Origin of the sequence: Klebsiella sp. GL120222-02, assembly GCF_003097195.1 — a bacterium.
GTDB lineage: Bacteria > Pseudomonadota > Gammaproteobacteria > Enterobacterales > Enterobacteriaceae > Klebsiella > Klebsiella variicola.
In genome coordinates, this window is record NZ_QEQO01000001.1 from 852,790 (window position 1) to 867,840 (window position 15,051).

At 58.9% G+C, this 15,051-nt stretch carries 15 protein-coding genes and 1 pseudogene; 11 read left to right on the forward strand and 5 right to left on the reverse strand.

What is annotated here, in order from left to right:
* The first annotated feature begins 138 nt into the window (after window positions 1-138).
* Window positions 139-1,317, forward strand: coding sequence for a mannose-6-phosphate isomerase (gene manA / locus N438_RS04250; protein ID WP_008805077.1), 1,179 nt, complete (start codon window positions 139-141; stop codon window positions 1,315-1,317).
* A gap of 87 nt (window positions 1,318-1,404) precedes the next feature.
* The gene (locus N438_RS04255) at window positions 1,405-2,964 is read left to right on the forward strand and encodes a YdgA family protein (RefSeq protein ID WP_012541899.1); all 1,560 of its coding nucleotides are present in this window, start codon (window positions 1,405-1,407) and stop codon (window positions 2,962-2,964) included.
* Between the two features lie 39 nt (window positions 2,965-3,003).
* Here N438_RS04255 and N438_RS04260 read toward each other — a convergent pair whose 3' ends face one another.
* Window positions 3,004-4,032: a Mal regulon transcriptional regulator MalI gene (locus tag N438_RS04260; RefSeq protein ID WP_008805079.1), complete on the reverse strand. Its 1,029-nt coding sequence runs from the start codon at window positions 4,030-4,032 to the stop codon at window positions 3,004-3,006.
* Between the two features lie 173 nt (window positions 4,033-4,205).
* Here N438_RS04260 and malX point away from each other — a divergent pair, with 173 nt between their 5' ends.
* Together malX and N438_RS04270 are read left to right on the forward strand one after the other, a co-directional pair.
* A complete protein-coding gene (gene malX, locus N438_RS04265; protein ID WP_012541901.1) occupies window positions 4,206-5,798 on the forward strand; it encodes a maltose/glucose-specific PTS transporter subunit IIBC in 1,593 nt (530 codons plus the stop codon).
* A 52-nt stretch (window positions 5,799-5,850) separates the two neighbouring features.
* Window positions 5,851-7,023 carry a MalY/PatB family protein gene (locus N438_RS04270; RefSeq protein ID WP_022066008.1) on the forward strand — a complete coding sequence of 391 codons (1,173 nt, stop codon included), beginning with the start codon at window positions 5,851-5,853 and terminating at the stop codon, window positions 7,021-7,023.
* Window positions 7,024-7,036: 13 nt separating this feature from the next.
* Here the strand turns inward: N438_RS04270 and N438_RS04275 are convergent, their stop codons facing one another.
* Entirely contained in the window at window positions 7,037-8,065 is a 1,029-nt protein-coding gene (locus N438_RS04275; RefSeq protein WP_008805082.1) for a CorA family divalent cation transporter, read from the reverse strand.
* Window positions 8,066-8,364: 299 nt separating this feature from the next.
* On the opposite strand from N438_RS04275, the gene ydfZ reads away from it, so the two are divergent.
* Window positions 8,365-8,568 (forward strand): putative selenium delivery protein YdfZ, encoded by a 204-nt coding sequence (gene ydfZ, locus N438_RS04285; RefSeq protein WP_004151566.1) that lies wholly within the window; start codon window positions 8,365-8,367, stop codon window positions 8,566-8,568.
* Window positions 8,569-8,637: 69 nt separating this feature from the next.
* Here the strand turns inward: ydfZ and N438_RS04290 are convergent, their stop codons facing one another.
* Window positions 8,638-9,117, reverse strand: a complete 480-nt coding sequence (locus N438_RS04290) for a hypothetical protein (protein WP_162493319.1) — start codon at window positions 9,115-9,117, stop codon at window positions 8,638-8,640.
* 236 nt (window positions 9,118-9,353) lie between these two features.
* Here N438_RS04290 and N438_RS04295 point away from each other — a divergent pair, with 236 nt between their 5' ends.
* From N438_RS04295 to N438_RS04310, 4 genes are all read left to right on the forward strand, one after another.
* The gene (locus N438_RS04295; RefSeq protein WP_022066007.1) at window positions 9,354-9,707 is read left to right on the forward strand and encodes a DUF1304 domain-containing protein; all 354 of its coding nucleotides are present in this window, start codon (window positions 9,354-9,356) and stop codon (window positions 9,705-9,707) included.
* A 103-nt stretch (window positions 9,708-9,810) separates the two neighbouring features.
* Window positions 9,811-11,022 (forward strand): selenium metabolism membrane protein YedE/FdhT, encoded by a 1,212-nt coding sequence (yedE, locus tag N438_RS04300; RefSeq protein WP_012541906.1) that lies wholly within the window; start codon window positions 9,811-9,813, stop codon window positions 11,020-11,022.
* Window positions 11,019-11,252: a sulfurtransferase-like selenium metabolism protein YedF gene (gene yedF / locus N438_RS04305; protein ID WP_002903233.1), complete on the forward strand. Its 234-nt coding sequence runs from the start codon at window positions 11,019-11,021 to the stop codon at window positions 11,250-11,252. The genes yedE and yedF overlap by 4 nt, the downstream gene beginning before the upstream one ends.
* Window positions 11,253-11,512: 260 nt before the next feature.
* A complete protein-coding gene (locus N438_RS04310) occupies window positions 11,513-11,905 on the forward strand; it encodes a DUF1398 domain-containing protein (RefSeq protein WP_008805086.1) in 393 nt (130 codons plus the stop codon).
* A gap of 38 nt (window positions 11,906-11,943) precedes the next feature.
* On the opposite strand, the gene N438_RS04315 is transcribed toward N438_RS04310, so the two are convergent.
* Window positions 11,944-12,102 (reverse strand): YqaE/Pmp3 family membrane protein, encoded by a 159-nt coding sequence (locus tag N438_RS04315; RefSeq protein WP_002903230.1) that lies wholly within the window; start codon window positions 12,100-12,102, stop codon window positions 11,944-11,946.
* 282 nt (window positions 12,103-12,384) lie between these two features.
* Between N438_RS04315 and gap the strand changes: the two genes are divergently transcribed.
* The gene (gene gap, locus N438_RS04320) at window positions 12,385-13,383 is read left to right on the forward strand and encodes a type I glyceraldehyde-3-phosphate dehydrogenase (RefSeq protein WP_016160929.1); all 999 of its coding nucleotides are present in this window, start codon (window positions 12,385-12,387) and stop codon (window positions 13,381-13,383) included.
* 48 nt (window positions 13,384-13,431) lie between these two features.
* On the opposite strand, the gene aldA is transcribed toward gap, so the two are convergent.
* Entirely contained in the window at window positions 13,432-14,871 is a 1,440-nt protein-coding gene (gene aldA / locus N438_RS04325) for an aldehyde dehydrogenase (RefSeq protein WP_116696102.1), read from the reverse strand.
* On the opposite strand from aldA, the pseudogene N438_RS27785 reads away from it, so the two are divergent.
* Window positions 14,870-15,007 (forward strand): annotated as a pseudogene (locus tag N438_RS27785) (hypothetical protein). The gene aldA and the pseudogene N438_RS27785 overlap by 2 nt on opposite strands.
* The last annotated feature ends 44 nt before the right edge of the window (window positions 15,008-15,051 follow it).

A 15,051-nucleotide genomic window follows, 5' to 3' on the forward strand; every position in this document is an offset into this window, starting at 1 on the left:
AAGCGAGTCGATCAATCTTACACAATTTTTTAACAAAAACTGAGACAGGGACGACTTTTTCTTTCAGCAGTTGCTTCTCCACGGTTTACTGGTTTAATAGAGCAATAATTTTTACTTTGATTGATACAGGGAATGAGAATGCAAAAGCTGATCAACGCCGTACAGAACTACGCATGGGGAAGCCACACCGCTTTAACTGAACTGTATGGCATTGCCAACCCGGACAACCTGCCGATGGCGGAGCTGTGGATGGGGGCGCATCCGAAGAGCAGCTCGCAGATCCTGGCGGCCGACGGCCAGCCGCGTTCGCTGCGCGAGGTGATTGACGCGGATAAAACCGCCCTGCTCGGCGACAAGGTTGCCGCCCGCTTTGGTGAGCTGCCGTTCCTGTTTAAAGTGCTGTGCGCCGCTCAGCCGCTCTCTATTCAGGTCCATCCCAACAAGCAGGCCTCGGAAGAAGGTTTCGCCCGCGAGAACGCCGCCGGCATCCCGCTCTCCGCCGCCGAGCGTAACTATAAAGATCCAAACCACAAGCCGGAGCTGGTTTTTGCCCTGACGCCGTTCCTGGCGATGAATGCGTTTCGCGAGTTCAGCGAGATTGTCACCCTGCTGCAGCCGGTGGCTAGCGCGCATCCGGCGATTGGCGCCTTCCTGCAGCAGCCGGACGCGACTCACCTGAGCCAGCTGTTTGCCAGCCTGCTCAATATGCAGGGTGAGGAAAAAGCCAAGGCGCTGCAGGTGCTGCGCGACGTACTGGCCCGTGAACAGGGCGAACCGTGGCAGACTATCCGTCTGATCGCTGAATTCTATCCGGACGACAGCGGCCTCTTCTCGCCGCTGCTGCTGAACGTGGTGAAGCTGAACCCTGGCGAAGCCATGTTCCTGTTCGCCGAAACGCCGCATGCCTATCTGCAGGGGGTGGCGCTGGAGGTGATGGCCAACTCGGATAACGTACTGCGTGCCGGTCTGACGCCGAAATACATTGATATTCCTGAGCTGGTCGCTAACGTCAAGTTCGAAGCCAAACCGGCGGGTGAGCTGTTGACCCAGCCGCAGCAGCACGGCGCAGAGCTGGACTTCCCGATCCCGGTGGAAGATTTTGCCTTCTCGCTGCACGACCTCTCCGCCGAGGCCAGCGATCTGGCTCAGGCGAGCGCGGCGATTATTTTCTGCGTCGACGGCGAAGCCGTACTGCACAAAGGTGACCAGAGCCTGACGCTCAAGCCGGGCGAGTCGGCTTTCGTGGCCGCCAACGAATCACCGGTGCAGGTCAGCGGACGCGGCCGCGTGGCGCGCGTGTTCAATAAGCTCCAGTAAGTGACTGACCTTTCAGGTCGCGCTTACTGAATGATGACAACTCAGCCAGGCGGTCTCTCCGCCTGGCTTCATTTATGGACAAATGCTATGAAAAAATCGCTGGTCGCAGCAGGCATCATCGTGGCGCTGGGCGTGGTATGGACAGGCGGCGCCTGGTACACCGGCAAACAGCTGGAAGGCCGGATCGCCGATATGGTGCAGCAGGCTAACGCGCAGCTACGCAGCAGCGCGCCGGAATCAGGTCTGGAGCTGAGCTATCAGAATTACCAGCGCGGGCTGTTCAGCAGCCATCTGCAGCTGGTGGTTAAGCCGATCGCCGGTCAGGCCAACAGCTGGCTGGCCACCGGACAGAGCGTGGTACTTGACGAGGTGGTCGATCATGGACCCTTCCCGCTGGCCTCATTAAAAACCTTTAATCTGGCGCCGGCGATGGCCTCGGTCCACACCACGCTGGTGAAAAATGATGCCAGCCAGGCGCTGTTCGAGATCGCCAAAGGCAACACTCCCTTTACCGTCGATACACGCATCGCCTACAGCGGCGACAGCCAGTCGGCGATCGTGCTCAATGCCCTCGACTATGCCAAAGGTGATGAGAAAGTCACCTTCAGCGGCGGTCAGTTCCAGCTCGACGCCGACCGCGACGGCAAAAACATCAGCCTGAAGGGCCAGGCCGGCAGCGGGCAGATCGATGCGCTCAACGAATATAATCAGAAGGTACAGCTGCGCTTCGTCAACCTGACCACCGACGGCGCCACCGAACTGGCCAGCTTCAACGAACGTATCGGCCAGCAAAAAATGACCCTCGATAAACTGGCCATCAGCGTCGAAGGCAAAGAGCTGGCGCTGGTTGACGGGATGGCGCTGGACGGCGGCTCGACGCTGACCCAGGACGGCAAAGGCGTGAACAGCCAGGTGAACTACACCGTCAACAGCCTCAAGCTGCAGGGGCAGGATATGGGCAGCGGCAAACTGACGCTGAAAGTGGATAATGTCGACGGTCAGGCGTGGCACCAGTTTAGTCAGCAGTACAGTGCACAGTCTCAGGCGCTGCTGGCAAAACCGGAACTGGCGCAAAACCCGGAACTGTACCAGCAGGCGTTAACCGAAACCCTGTTCAATGCGCTGCCGATCCTGCTTAAAGGCAACCCATCGGTGACCATCTCTCCGCTGAGCTGGCGCAATGCCAAAGGGGAAAGTACCCTGAATCTGTCGGTTCTGCTGAAGGATCCGGCCCAGGTGACCACCCCACCGCAGACCCTGGCGGACAGTCTGGATCGCGTGGTGCAGTCCCTTGACGGCAAGGTGGTGATCCCGGTGGATATGGCGACGGAGTTGATGACCAAAATCGCCGGTCTGGAAGGTTACCAGCCAGCCGATGCGGCCAAACTCGCCGATCAGCAGGTCAAAGGCCTGGCGGCGATGGGCCAGATGTTCCGCATCACCACCATGGAAGATAACGCCATCAGCAGCAGCCTGCAGTACGCTAACGGCCAGGTGACGCTGAACGGACAGAAAATGCCGCTGGAGGATTTTGCCGCGATGTTTGGTCTGGAAGCGCCTGCTCAACCGGACGCGGCGCCGCAGGAAGGCCAGCCGCAACAGGATGACGCCGCTCCTCAGCAGGACGACGCCGCCCCGCAGCCGTAACTTATCGTCTCAGGAGACGGCCATCGCGCGCCGTCTCCCTCATTTCCGTGTCACCAGCCGCGGCGGCATAATCTGGTTTCGCGCCTCGCCGGTGCCTTCCTCCAGCCGTCGCAGCATCGACTCTGCCAGGGTTTTCCCCATCTCGCGCGCCGGGGTCGTTACCCAGGTGAGCGGCAGGTCATCCAGCGCCGCCTCCGGCACGTCGGCGAAGGCCGCCAGCGCCACCCGCTGTTCGAAATAGCTCTCGACGCCATCCTCTCCGCTCTGCCTTCCAGCCCGCAGTAAACCAAACCACGCGCCGGTGGCCACCACGTTGTTGTAGCACAGCACCGCGGTGATGGTCGGGTTCTGGCGCAATAGCCCCGCCATCGCCTCCGCCGCCTGCTTCTGGCTCGACTCGCACTCCAGCACCCATTCGCTGTGAAACGGCAGACCGTATTTCAGCAAGGTGGCGCAATAGCCGCCGACCCGCTCGGCGCGCGTCAGCGACGAGCTCTGCCCGCCAAGCCAGGCGATCCGCTGATGGCCGCGGCGGATAAGATGCTCGGTCACCAGCTGCGCCGCCTGCATGTTGTCCGGGCGGATCAGGTCGACATCGTCAAGGTAGCTGGCGCGGGAAGCAAACACCAGCGGCACGCCGGCCTGCGCGGCCCGCTCGCGCAGTTCGCTCCCGCGATCGATCGACCCGGCGATGATCACCCCGTCGACCCCCTGCGCCGCGAGGGTATCAAACCGCTGATCTATCTTCTCGCCGCTGCGCCCGCCCTGGGTGAGGAACACCATTTTCCCCTGCCTTTCCAGGGCGTCGGTGAGGCCGGCGGTTAATTCGGCGTAAAACGGCTTTGACAGATCGCTAACGATAAGGCCAATCACCCCGCTCTGCCCGCCACGCAGCGAGGCGGCCTGGCGGTTGCGCACGAATCCCAGCTGTTCGATGGCCTGATTAACTCGCTCGCCGGTGGCGCTGGAGATGCGCCCTTTACCGCTCAGCACCAGCGAGACGGTGCTCACGGAGACCCCGGCGGCCTGCGCCACATCATTGATGGTGATCTTTTTTGCGATAGCCATAACGTGCTGGCTGACTCCCTTGCCTGTCGATAAAACGTTTTATCATTGTGCAATCTTTATAAACCTTATTATCGCTTGATTATGTGATTTTTATCGCACTAAAAACTGGTAAAACGTTTTATCTTGCCGTGGCGTTAGTTCTTCCCGACCACTTGAGAATCAGGAACCGTGTTATGACGGCGAAAACAGCACCAAAAATCACTTTATGGGAGTTTTTCCAGCAGCTCGGAAAAACCTTTATGCTGCCCGTAGCGTTGCTCTCGTTTTGTGGGATCATGCTGGGGATCGGCAGTTCGTTAAGCAGTCACGATGTTTTGACGCTGCTGCCGTGGCTGGATATGCCGCTGCTGCAGGCCATCTTTATCTGGATGAGCAAAGTCGGCTCCTTTGCCTTCAGCTTCCTGCCGGTCATGTTCTGTATCGCCATCCCACTGGGGCTGGCGCGGGAGAACAAAGGCGTCGCCGCCTTCGCCGGCTTTGTCGGCTACGCGGTCATGAACCTGGCGGTCAACTTCTGGCTGACGGCGAAAGGCATTCTGCCCACCACCGACGCCGCGATCCTGAAGGCCAACAATATCCAGAACATCATCGGTATTCCGTCGATCGATACCGGGATCCTCGGCGCGGTTATCGCCGGGATTATCGTCTGGCTGCTGCATGAACGCTTCCATAACATTCGCCTGCCGGACGCCCTGGCCTTCTTCGGCGGCACCCGCTTCGTGCCGATCATCACCACCGTGGTGCTGGGTCTGGTCGGGTTGGCGATCCCGCTGGTGTGGCCAGTCTTCGCCATGGGGATCAACGCCCTCGGGAAGATGATCAACAGCGCCGGGGATTTTGGCCCGATGATCTTCGGCACCGGCGAGCGACTGCTGCTGCCGTTTGGCCTGCACCACATCCTGGTGGCGCTGATCCGCTTCACTGAAGCCGGCGGTACCCTCGACGTCTGCGGCCACAGCGTCAGCGGCGCACTGACCATCTTCCAGGCGCAGCTAAGCTGCCCAACCACCCACGGCTTCTCCGAAAGCGCCACCCGCTTCCTGTCGCAGGGTAAAATGCCGGCCTTCCTCGGCGGCCTGCCGGGAGCCGCGCTGGCGATGTACCACTGCGCCCGTCCGGAAAACCGGCATAAAATTAAAGGCCTGCTGATCTCCGGGGTCATCGCCTGCGTGGTCGGCGGCACCACCGAGCCGCTGGAGTTCCTGTTCCTGTTCGTCGCGCCGGTGCTGTATGTCATCCACGCGCTGCTGACCGGTCTCGGCTTTACCATCATGGCGGTGCTCGGGGTGACCATCGGCAACACCGACGGCAATATCATCGACTTCGTGGTGTTTGGCATCCTGCATGGCCTGGCGACCAAGTGGTATCTGGTGCCGGTGGTAGCGGCTATCTGGTTCGCGGTCTACTATGCCATCTTCCGCTTCGCCATTACCCGCTTCAATCTGAAAACGCCGGGCCGCGATATCGACACCGCCGCCAGCGTGGAGAAAGCCGTCGCCGGTACCATCGGCAAATCCGGCTATAACGTGCCGGCGATTCTGGCAGCGCTCGGCGGCGCCGAGAACATTGTTTCGCTGGATAACTGCATTACTCGTCTGCGTCTGTCGGTACACGATATGAGCAAAGTGGACGCCGCCGCGCTGAAAGCCCATCGCGCCATCGGGGTGGTTCAGCTCAATCAGCATAACCTGCAGGTGGTTATTGGCCCGCAGGTGCAGTCAGTAAAAGATGAAATGGCCGTATTGATGAATACCGTGCAGGCCTGACCCCACTGGTCCCCCTTCCGCGCGGAGGGGGACATTCGCTAAGGAAGTTCCGATGTTTGATTTTGCCACCCCCATCGACCGCCACGGTACCTGGTGCACACAGTGGGACTATGTCGCCGACCGGTTTGGCGCCGCCGACCTGCTGCCGTTCACCATCTCCGATATGGATTTCGCCACCGCGCCCTGCATTCTCGACGCCGTCAGCCAGCGGCTGGCCCACGGGGTGTTCGGCTACAGTCGCTGGCGGAACGAGGCGTTTCTCGGGGCGATTGCCCACTGGTACGCCAGCCGGTTTAACAGCGTCATCGATCCGCAAACGGTGGTCTACGGGCCGTCGGTTATCTACATGGTGGCGGAAACCATCCGCCAGTGGTCGAGCGAAGGCGACGGCGTCGTCGTCCATACCCCTGCCTACGATGCATTCTATAAGACCATCACCGCTAACCGCCGGGAGATTGCCCCGGTGCCATTGACCCTGACGAATAATCAATGGCACTGCGATATGGCCCGCCTGGAAGCCGTGCTGGCGGAACCGAAGAATACCCTGCTGCTGCTGTGCAGCCCGCACAACCCAACGGGGAAAGTCTGGCGTCGCGAGGAGCTCCAAACCATGGCGGCCCTGTGTCAAAAACATGGCGTCAGGGTGATTAGCGACGAAATTCATATGGACATGGCCTGGGGCGAACACCGCCATATCCCGTGGAGCGAGGTCGCTCAGGGGCCATGGGCGCTGTTCACCTCCGGTTCGAAGAGCTTTAATATTCCGGCCTTTACCGGGGCCTATGGCTTTATCCCCGAGGCGAACGCGCGCGACAGCTACCTGCAGGCGCTGAAGGCCCGCGACGGGCTCTCTTCTCCCTCCGTGCCGGCGCTGGTCGCCCATATCGCCGCCTACCGCGACGGGGCTCCCTGGCTCGACGCCTTGCGTGACTATCTGCAGGCGAATATGCGCTATGTCGCCGCTACGCTTAACAATGCCTTCCCCGCACTCTGCTGGCAGCCGCCGGAGGCCACCTACCTGGCGTGGATCGACCTGCGCCCCCTGAACATCGACGACCACGCGCTACAGCAGGCGCTGATCGCCGAACAGAAGGTGGCGATTATGCCGGGTTATACCTATGGTCCTGAGGGCAACGGCTTTCTGCGCCTCAACGTCGGCTGCCCGCGCGAGAAGCTGGAACGCGGTGTCGAAGGACTGATTGCCGCCCTGCGCAGCCTCAGCTGATTCGACGCGCAATCTACAGGTCATCGCGCCGGCGGAATGCCAGGTAGCCGGCGCCGAGGGTAAAGATGGCGACTATCACCACCAGCAGAATAAACCCGTGGTGGTTGCTCGCCAGCGGGATCCCGCCGACGTTCATGCCGAAGAAACCGGCGACGATGTTAATCGGCAGCGCGAGAACGGTGATCACCGTCAGGGTGTAGAGGGTGCGGTTGCTCTGCTCCAGCTGGCGGGCGCCAATCTCCTCCTGCAGCAGACTGATACGCTCGATCAGGCCGGACAGGTCGTTGAGCACCACGCTAAACTCTTCGGTGAACTGACGAAACGCCTGCACCACTGCACGATCCATCCACGCCGGCGGCCGGTTAAGCAGACGGAACATCGCCGCCGGCTCCGGCGCCAGCAGCCGCTGAAAACGCAAAAGCATCCGCCGCAGCCGTGCCAGATCGGCCCGGTTGCGCTGCACGTGATTGCTCAGGAGACGCTCTTCAATAAGGTCGACATGGCGGCTGGCCTGGCGGACGACCTGCTCCAGCACCTCCTCCTGCTCCTCCAGCAGAAAAGCCAGCAGCTCGGTAGAGGTATTCACCCTGAGCGTCTGCAGACGCGGCAGCATCCATTCGATAAACCGCAACGGTTTGAAGCGCGCCGTCACCACCAGCTTAGGGCTACAGTAGAGCCACAGCGTGGCGGTTTCCGCACTGGTATCCTGCGGACGAAACAGCACATCGTTGAGCACAGCGAACAGATTCTCCCCCTGTCGCTCAATGCGGGTGGTGTGCGAGCCGCTGCGGATCTCCTCGAAGAAAAAGTCCGCCACCGGAAAGTGGCTGGTTAACCATTTTTCGGCGGTGGCATGATTGAGATTCAGGTGTAACCAGATAAACGCCTTGTCATCGGCGAGCGCCTGATAACGGGCGCACACCTCGCCAGAGGCGATGGGCTGCGGGGGGCGCTGTTCATGAAACAGATAACCATGCACCAGACCGGAAACTTCACTATCAAAATCGGGCTTTAACATCTTCGCGGTGACGTCTTGACTCATGGCTCCCTCAGGACACGCACTGGCACTGTTGATGCCCGAATAGCGCCATCTTTCGCTATTTTCCGCGGGCTGGCAAGGTTAATAATCTGGTCATAAAACAGTAACCTGAATGACATATTGCCGTCAGTGTCGCGCGCCACGCAGGCGATGCGATCGGCGTGAATAGAGGGGACTTGTGGCCCTTTTCGCTCCGGGGTTATTAAAATAAATTTGATTATCCTCAAAACTTTTTTAGGCAAAAAAGCGTATTACTTTAGCCGCTTAATCATTGCTTACCCTGGTTTATTGAGGAGGAGACCATGAAAACCTATGACCGTAATCGTAACGCTATTGCTACCGGCAGCATGGTAATGATCGCCGGTAACGGCACAACAGGCGTGATTAAAGCTATCCATGGTGAAGGGAAAACCGCCGAGCAGCTTCGCCGGGCGGACTGCGTTGAAATCGACGGCTGCGAGGGCCGCTTTTGCCCGTTAGATCTGATCCGTCTCGGCTTCCATTAATTCCTGCCGCCAGGTCATCAGTAGCAGGCCACCTGAGGCGGCCTGCTCTTTTCCCGGATAATAAAGCGGCTAGCGAAAGCTCCACTGAATACTCATCACAAAGATCGCCGGCACAATAATGCCGCCTTCCACACCGAAATAATCGGTGAAGTTATATTGCAGACCATGATAGAGGTAGGGCGAAAAACCGACGCCGGTGATTTTTTTGGCGGTGCGGTAGGTGCCGGAATCCCCACAGTGGCTGAAGGCGTCAAAGAAAAATTCCCCGGTATAGGCATACACCCCTTTCAGCACCCAGCCGGTATCGTTTTTCAGCCAGTCGCGGCGCACGCCGAGGGTCAAACAGCGATCGTCAAAGCTGTTTTTCATCGTTCCGACCAGCACGCTGTATTTTGAATCCTGAGAAAACTTGCGCTCCACCGAGAAAAAATTGTTATTGAAATGCTCGTTATATTGTCCGTGGTTACCGGTCATATGATAAACATAGGAGCCGGTATTCATCGAATAGAGGTTTAATTCCCCGGCCTGCGCCGACGGCATGGCAACCACCAGTAGCCCTGATAACAAAATCCATAATTTATTTAACATTCAGCAACCTACACCACACCCGTAAAAAAGAACCCGGCATACTAGCACCGCTAAACTAAACCGAAGGGCAATCAGATAACCGACGCTGGTCGCGGCAGAAAACATGACCCTATCTGCACTATAGCAGCGGCGCTCCCGCTTCGTTAGCGCTTGCAGCTATACTGCAGACACATTCATCTTATTGATTAAGGACTGCTGTGTTAGCCACTCTCCTCGTTGCGCTGGTCGCTATTATTCATCTCGCCATCCTGGTGCTGGAGATGTTTCTCTGGGAAGCCCCCGCCGGGCGCCGGGCCTTTAACCTCAGCGCCGATTTCGCCCGGGAGACCCGGGTGCTGGCGGCCAACCAGGGGTTGTATAACGGTTTTCTGGCCGCCGGCCTGGCGTGGGGGCTGTGGCTGGGGGCGCCGGGGGTGCAGGTGGTTATCTTTTTCCTGGCCTGCGTGCTGGTCGCCGGGATTTTCGGCGCGCTAACCGCCAGCCGCAAAATTCTCTATATTCAGGCGCTGCCCGCACTGCTGGCGCTGCTTGCCGTGGTGGCGCAAGCGTAGGGCCTTGATCCAAAACAGAGAAAGCAGGCGCTGAGGCGGGTACTATTTGCCCCCTTCGGTCGGTCATCGACCTTTAATACCTTCTGAGTTCAGAGGCATTTTTATGACATGGCAATCCTTCAAACAGGCCTGGCTTATCCGGTTCTGGTCCCCTGTCCCGGCGGTCATCGCGGCGGGCATCCTCTCCACCTACTATTTTGGCATCACCGGCACCTTCTGGGCGGTGACCGGCGAATTCACCCGCTGGGGTGGTCAACTGCTGCAACTGCTGGGCGTCCACAGCGAACAGTGGGGCTATTACCAGCTGATTCATCTCGAAGGGACGCCGCTGACCCGCATCGATGGCAGGATGATCATCGGCATGTTCGGCGGCTGCCTGGCCGCCGCGCTATGGGCCAATAACGTCAAACTGCGCTTTCCACGCAGCCGGATCCGCATTGTGCAGGCCGTGGCAGGCGGCATCATCGCCGGGTTCGGCGCACGTCTGGCGATGGGCTGCAATCTGGCGGCTTTTTTCACCGGTATTCCGCAGTTCTCCCTGCACGCCTGGCTGTTTGCCATCGCCACCGCCATCGGCTCCTGGTTTGGCGCCCGCTTCACGCTGCTGCCCCTTTTTCGCATTCCGGTAAAAATGCAAAAGGTGTCCGCCGCCTCGCCGTTAACCCAAAAACCGCAGCAGGCGCGCCGCCGTTTCCGGCTGGGGATGGTGATCTTTTTCGCCATGATCGGCTGGGGCCTGCTCACCGCCGCAGACCACCCGGCGCTCGGTCTGGCGATGCTGTTCGGCATCGGCTTCGGTCTGCTTATCGAGCGCGCGCAGATCTGCTTTACCTCCGCCTTTCGCGATATGTGGATCACCGGCCGGACGGTGATGGCGAAGGCGATTATCTTCGGCATGGCGGCGAGCGCCATCGGTATCTTTAGCTATGTGCAATTGGGGATGGCGCCGAAAATTATGTGGGCCGGTCCCAATGCGGCGATTGGCGGGCTGCTGTTTGGCTTTGGCATCGTGCTGGCCGGCGGCTGTGAAACCGGCTGGATGTATCGTGCGGTGGAGGGCCAGGTTCACTACTGGTGGGTTGGGCTGGGCAATGTCATTGGCTCAACGCTGCTCGCCTGGTGCTGGGACGATATCGCCGCTCCGCTCGCCACCCACTGGCAAAAAATCAACCTGCTGAACGCCTTCGGTCCCTTCGGCGGGCTGCTGGCGACCTATCTGCTGCTGCTGATCGCCCTGCTGCTGGTGATCGCCTGGGAAAGACATTTTTTCCGCCGCCAGTCGACGGCGGTCCGGACCGTGAAGGAGAGCGCATGAAAAACATCATCCCTGATTATCGCCTGGATATGGTCGGCGAACCCTGTCCCTATCCGGCCGTGGCCACTCTGGAGGCGATGCCCTCCCTGCAAAAAGGCGAGATCCTGGAAGTAGTCAGCGACTGTCCGCAGTCGATCAATAACATTCCACTCGATGCCAGGAACCATGGCTATACGGTGCTGGATATTCAGCAGGATGGCCCAACCATTCGCTATCTGATCCAGAAATAGCCGCGGCTCATGGCCCCGCCGGCGACGATCATCGCCGGCGCTAATTTCGCCTCTTCCCGTCTTACCACACCTTCTGCCTGCCTCGAGGATCCCCTGCGAACCTTTGCAATAGCTTGTAACACTTGAAACGATGTTCCAGTTACATAATAACCATTAATATAACGCGCCTATATTATTAAAATACGAATAAGTAAACGTGTGAATGGTTTATGCCGACAGACGCCGAAACCATGCGCAGCAACAACACAACAAGGATTGAAATGGAACTGCTGGCAAGGCTGGGTCACTTTTTCGAACAGGTTCGCGCGGATGCCGATTTTACCACCTTCGCCAGTGAACTCCGCCGGCATCAGGTCTCTTACTACATCTATTTTGTCTCCACCGGCAATATGAATTTCGTGATGGCAAACGACGAGGTGATCTCGATAAAAAGCGCCCGCGGCCTGCTACGCGTGCGCAGCGCCCCCAGCCATCGACTGACATCGGCCGCGGTCATCCGCCATTTTGCCGGCGCCATCAACTTTGAACAGTACTGCAAGGATCTCGCCAGCGCCGGCGTGTTTAAGTGGATCGTTGATCTGGAAGAGGAGACCCGGCACTACTGGTCGAAGGATAATACGCTGCTGTATAAAGAGAGCCTGATGCCCCCCTGAGCGGGTCCCAGGGGGAGGCGTGGTTATCTGCTCGCCCCTCAGTCGCGTGTCTGCACCCAGAAGGCGTGGATCAGGCCAGGAATATAGCCCAGCAGGGTCAGAATAATGTTGAGAATAAACGCCCAGCCGAAGCCTTTCCCCAGCAGTACGCCCAGCGGCGGCAGAATAATAGTGAAAACGATTCTCCAGAATCCCATAACCTCTCCCTTCGTCTAACGTCAATATTTTACTAAGCTATTCAATAGTTAAGCATAGACGCTTTTCACCGCTTCGCCAGCAGGCGGCCCCCTCATCTCCGGTAACAAAAATTATTCCCAGCCGTCAGCGCTAAAAAAGGCCGGGAAAACATTCACTTTTTCCCTCTTCGGGCCGGAAACGCTGGCATACCGCACAGATTGTCAGTTGACCAATCAGGGGGACAGGACTAAGCCTGGAGGAGTTTTATCACATCGAGTCGTTTTACCAACCGGAGAATGTCCATGAGTAAACTTGGGATTAATGGATTTGGTCGTATCGGACGTTTGGTGTTACGCCGTTTATTAGAAGTCGACAGCAGCCTGGAAGTGGTGGCTATCAACGACCTCACCTCGCCAAAGGTGCTGGCCTATCTGTTGAAGCATGATTCAAACTACGGCCCCTTTCCGTGGAGCGTCGACTTTACGGAAGATGCGCTGATCGTCAACGGCAAAACCATTACGGTGTATGCCGAAAAAGAGGCGCAGCATATTCCGTGGCAGGCGGCAGGCGCAGAGGTGATTGTGGAGTGTACCGGGTTTTACACCTCGGCCGAGAAATCGCAAGCCCATCTCCAGGCCGGCGCGCGCAAAGTGCTGATTTCCGCCCCCGCTGGCGAGATGAAAACCATCGTCTACAACGTCAACGATGACACCCTGACCCCGGATGACACCATCATCTCCGTGGCCTCCTGCACCACCAACTGCCTGGCGCCGATGGCCAAAGTCCTCCAGGATGCCTTCGGCATCACCGTGGGCACCATGACTACCATCCATGCTTATACCGGCACCCAGTCGCTGGTGGACGGGCCGCGCGGCAAAGATCTGCGCGCCTCCAGAGCGGCGGCAGAAAACGTCATCCCGCACACCACAGGTGCGGCAAAGGCCATCGGCCTGGTGATCCCCGCCCTGAGCGGTAAACTGAAGGGCCATGCCCAGCGTGTGCCGACAAAAACGGGTTCGGTGACAGAGCTGGTGTCGGTGCTGGAGAAAAAAGTGACTGCGGATGAGGTCAATCAGGCGATGAAGCAGGCGGCTGAGGGCAATGAATCCTTCGGCTACACCGAAGAAGAGATTGTCTCTTCCGACATCATCGGCAGCCATTTCGGCTCGATCTACGATGCCACCCAGCTGGAGATTGTGGAGGCCGGCGGCGTACAGCTGGTGAAAACCGTCGCCTGGTATGATAACGAATACGGCTTCGTCACCCAGCTGATCCGCGTGCTGGAGAAATTCGCCCGCTAAGCGAACGGCGGGCCGCCTGAGCTGCCCGCCGGCTCGGAGTTAAGTACCTCAGGCCTGCAGATAGACCACCTGGGTCTGCAGGTACTCATTCAGCCCGTGGCGACCATCAGCGCCGCCGATCCCCGATTTGCGCCAGCCGGCGTGGAAACCCTGCATCGCCTCAAAGTTTTCCCGGTTGATATAGGTTTCGCCGAACTTCAGTCCCTTAATCGCCTTCATCGCCACGTTCAGATCGCGGGTATAGATCGAGGAGGTCAGGCCATAGTCGCTGTCATTGGCCATCGTCAGCGCCTCATCAAGGGTCGAAAACGCCACCACCGGCAGCACCGGCCCGAAGGTTTCCTCGTGGATAATGTCCATCTCCTGACGCACATCCAGCAGCAGGGTCGGCGGATAAAAATAGCCTTTGCCCTCCAGCGGCTGGCCGCCCAGCGCCACCCGCGCCCCCTGCGCCACCGCCTTCGCCACTTTACCCGCCACCTGGTCCCGCGCCGCCGCGTTGATCAGCGGCCCCATCGCGATGTCATCCCGCGTCGCCGGGTCGCCAAACTGCACGGCCTTCATCGCCTCGCCGAGGCGGTTGACGAAGCGGTCGTAAATGCCCTGCTGAACATAGACCCGCTCGACGCAGTTACACACCTGCCCGGTGTTAATCACCCGCGAGTCCACCACCGCTTTCACCGCCAGCTCCAGATCCGCATCATCCATCACAATGGCTGGCGCTTTGCCGCCGAGTTCGAGGCACACTTTGGTGATATTTTTCGCCGCAGCGGCCATGATTTTCTCTCCTGCCGCCACGCTACCGGTCATGCTGACCATCGCCACCTTTGGATTGCCGGCCAGCTCCTGACCAACGGTTTCTCCGCGGCCGAGCACCAGGTTAAAGACCCCTTTCGGCAACCCAACCTGATGGACGATCTCGGCAAAGGCGATGGCATTATTGGGCGTAAATTCGCTGGGCTTAATGACGATGGTATTCCCGGTGATCAGGGCCGGCGCCAGCTTGCGGGCGATAAGAAAGAACGGGAAGTTCCACGGCAGGATCCCGGTGGTCACCCCCAGCGCGCGTTTAAAGACGAGGATATTCTCCCCAGGGCGATCGCTCTGCACGATCTCGCCTTCGTAACGGCGCGCCCATTCGGCCATATAGTCGAGATAGTCCGCGGTGAATGCGACTTCCACCGCAGCCAGCTGCTGGATCTTGCCGCCTTCAGCCACGATCAGCCCGGCAATCTCTTCAGCACGCTGGCGGATACCCGCGGCAATTTTGCGTAACCAACCCGCACGCTCAATGGCCGGCAGCGCTTCCCAGGCGGGCTGGGCGCGCTCAGCCGCGTCAATCGCCAGCCGCGCCTCTTCAGCAGTCCCGTCCGGGATCCGCGACAGCAGCGCTTCGGTCGCCGGGTTAAGCACGTCGATCCAGCCGTCGCCGCGACCGGAAACGAACTGGCCATCAATATACATTTGGTGTTGAACGGGTGCTGTCATGGCTGCTCCTGTAGTGCGTTTGTATTTAACAAGTGATTTTTTTGTTAAATATCGAGCGGATAAGCCGTAGCTTCGCAGCACGTTGGCGCCGTTCTGTGAGCTGATTCATAAAACCGGGCCAAAAATGCCCGGTTGAGGTTACATTCCAATAACACAAATTGCCCGTTTGCGATAAATCTG

Coding starts and splice junctions, on each gene's coding strand:
- manA (WP_008805077.1), top strand. CDS start 139: ATGCAAAAGCTGATCAACGCCGTACAGAACTACGCATGGGGAAGCCAC.
- N438_RS04255 (WP_012541899.1), top strand. CDS start 1,405: ATGAAAAAATCGCTGGTCGCAGCAGGCATCATCGTGGCGCTGGGCGTG.
- N438_RS04260 (WP_008805079.1), bottom strand. CDS start 4,032: ATGGCTATCGCAAAAAAGATCACCATCAATGATGTGGCGCAGGCCGCC.
- malX (WP_012541901.1), top strand. CDS start 4,206: ATGACGGCGAAAACAGCACCAAAAATCACTTTATGGGAGTTTTTCCAG.
- N438_RS04270 (WP_022066008.1), top strand. CDS start 5,851: ATGTTTGATTTTGCCACCCCCATCGACCGCCACGGTACCTGGTGCACA.
- N438_RS04275 (WP_008805082.1), bottom strand. CDS start 8,065: ATGAGTCAAGACGTCACCGCGAAGATGTTAAAGCCCGATTTTGATAGT.
- ydfZ (WP_004151566.1), top strand. CDS start 8,365: ATGAAAACCTATGACCGTAATCGTAACGCTATTGCTACCGGCAGCATG.
- yedE (WP_012541906.1), top strand. CDS start 9,811: ATGACATGGCAATCCTTCAAACAGGCCTGGCTTATCCGGTTCTGGTCC.
- yedF (WP_002903233.1), top strand. CDS start 11,019: ATGAAAAACATCATCCCTGATTATCGCCTGGATATGGTCGGCGAACCC.
- N438_RS04310 (WP_008805086.1), top strand. CDS start 11,513: ATGGAACTGCTGGCAAGGCTGGGTCACTTTTTCGAACAGGTTCGCGCG.
- N438_RS04315 (WP_002903230.1), bottom strand. CDS start 12,102: ATGGGATTCTGGAGAATCGTTTTCACTATTATTCTGCCGCCGCTGGGC.
- gap (WP_016160929.1), top strand. CDS start 12,385: ATGAGTAAACTTGGGATTAATGGATTTGGTCGTATCGGACGTTTGGTG.
- aldA (WP_116696102.1), bottom strand. CDS start 14,871: ATGACAGCACCCGTTCAACACCAAATGTATATTGATGGCCAGTTCGTT.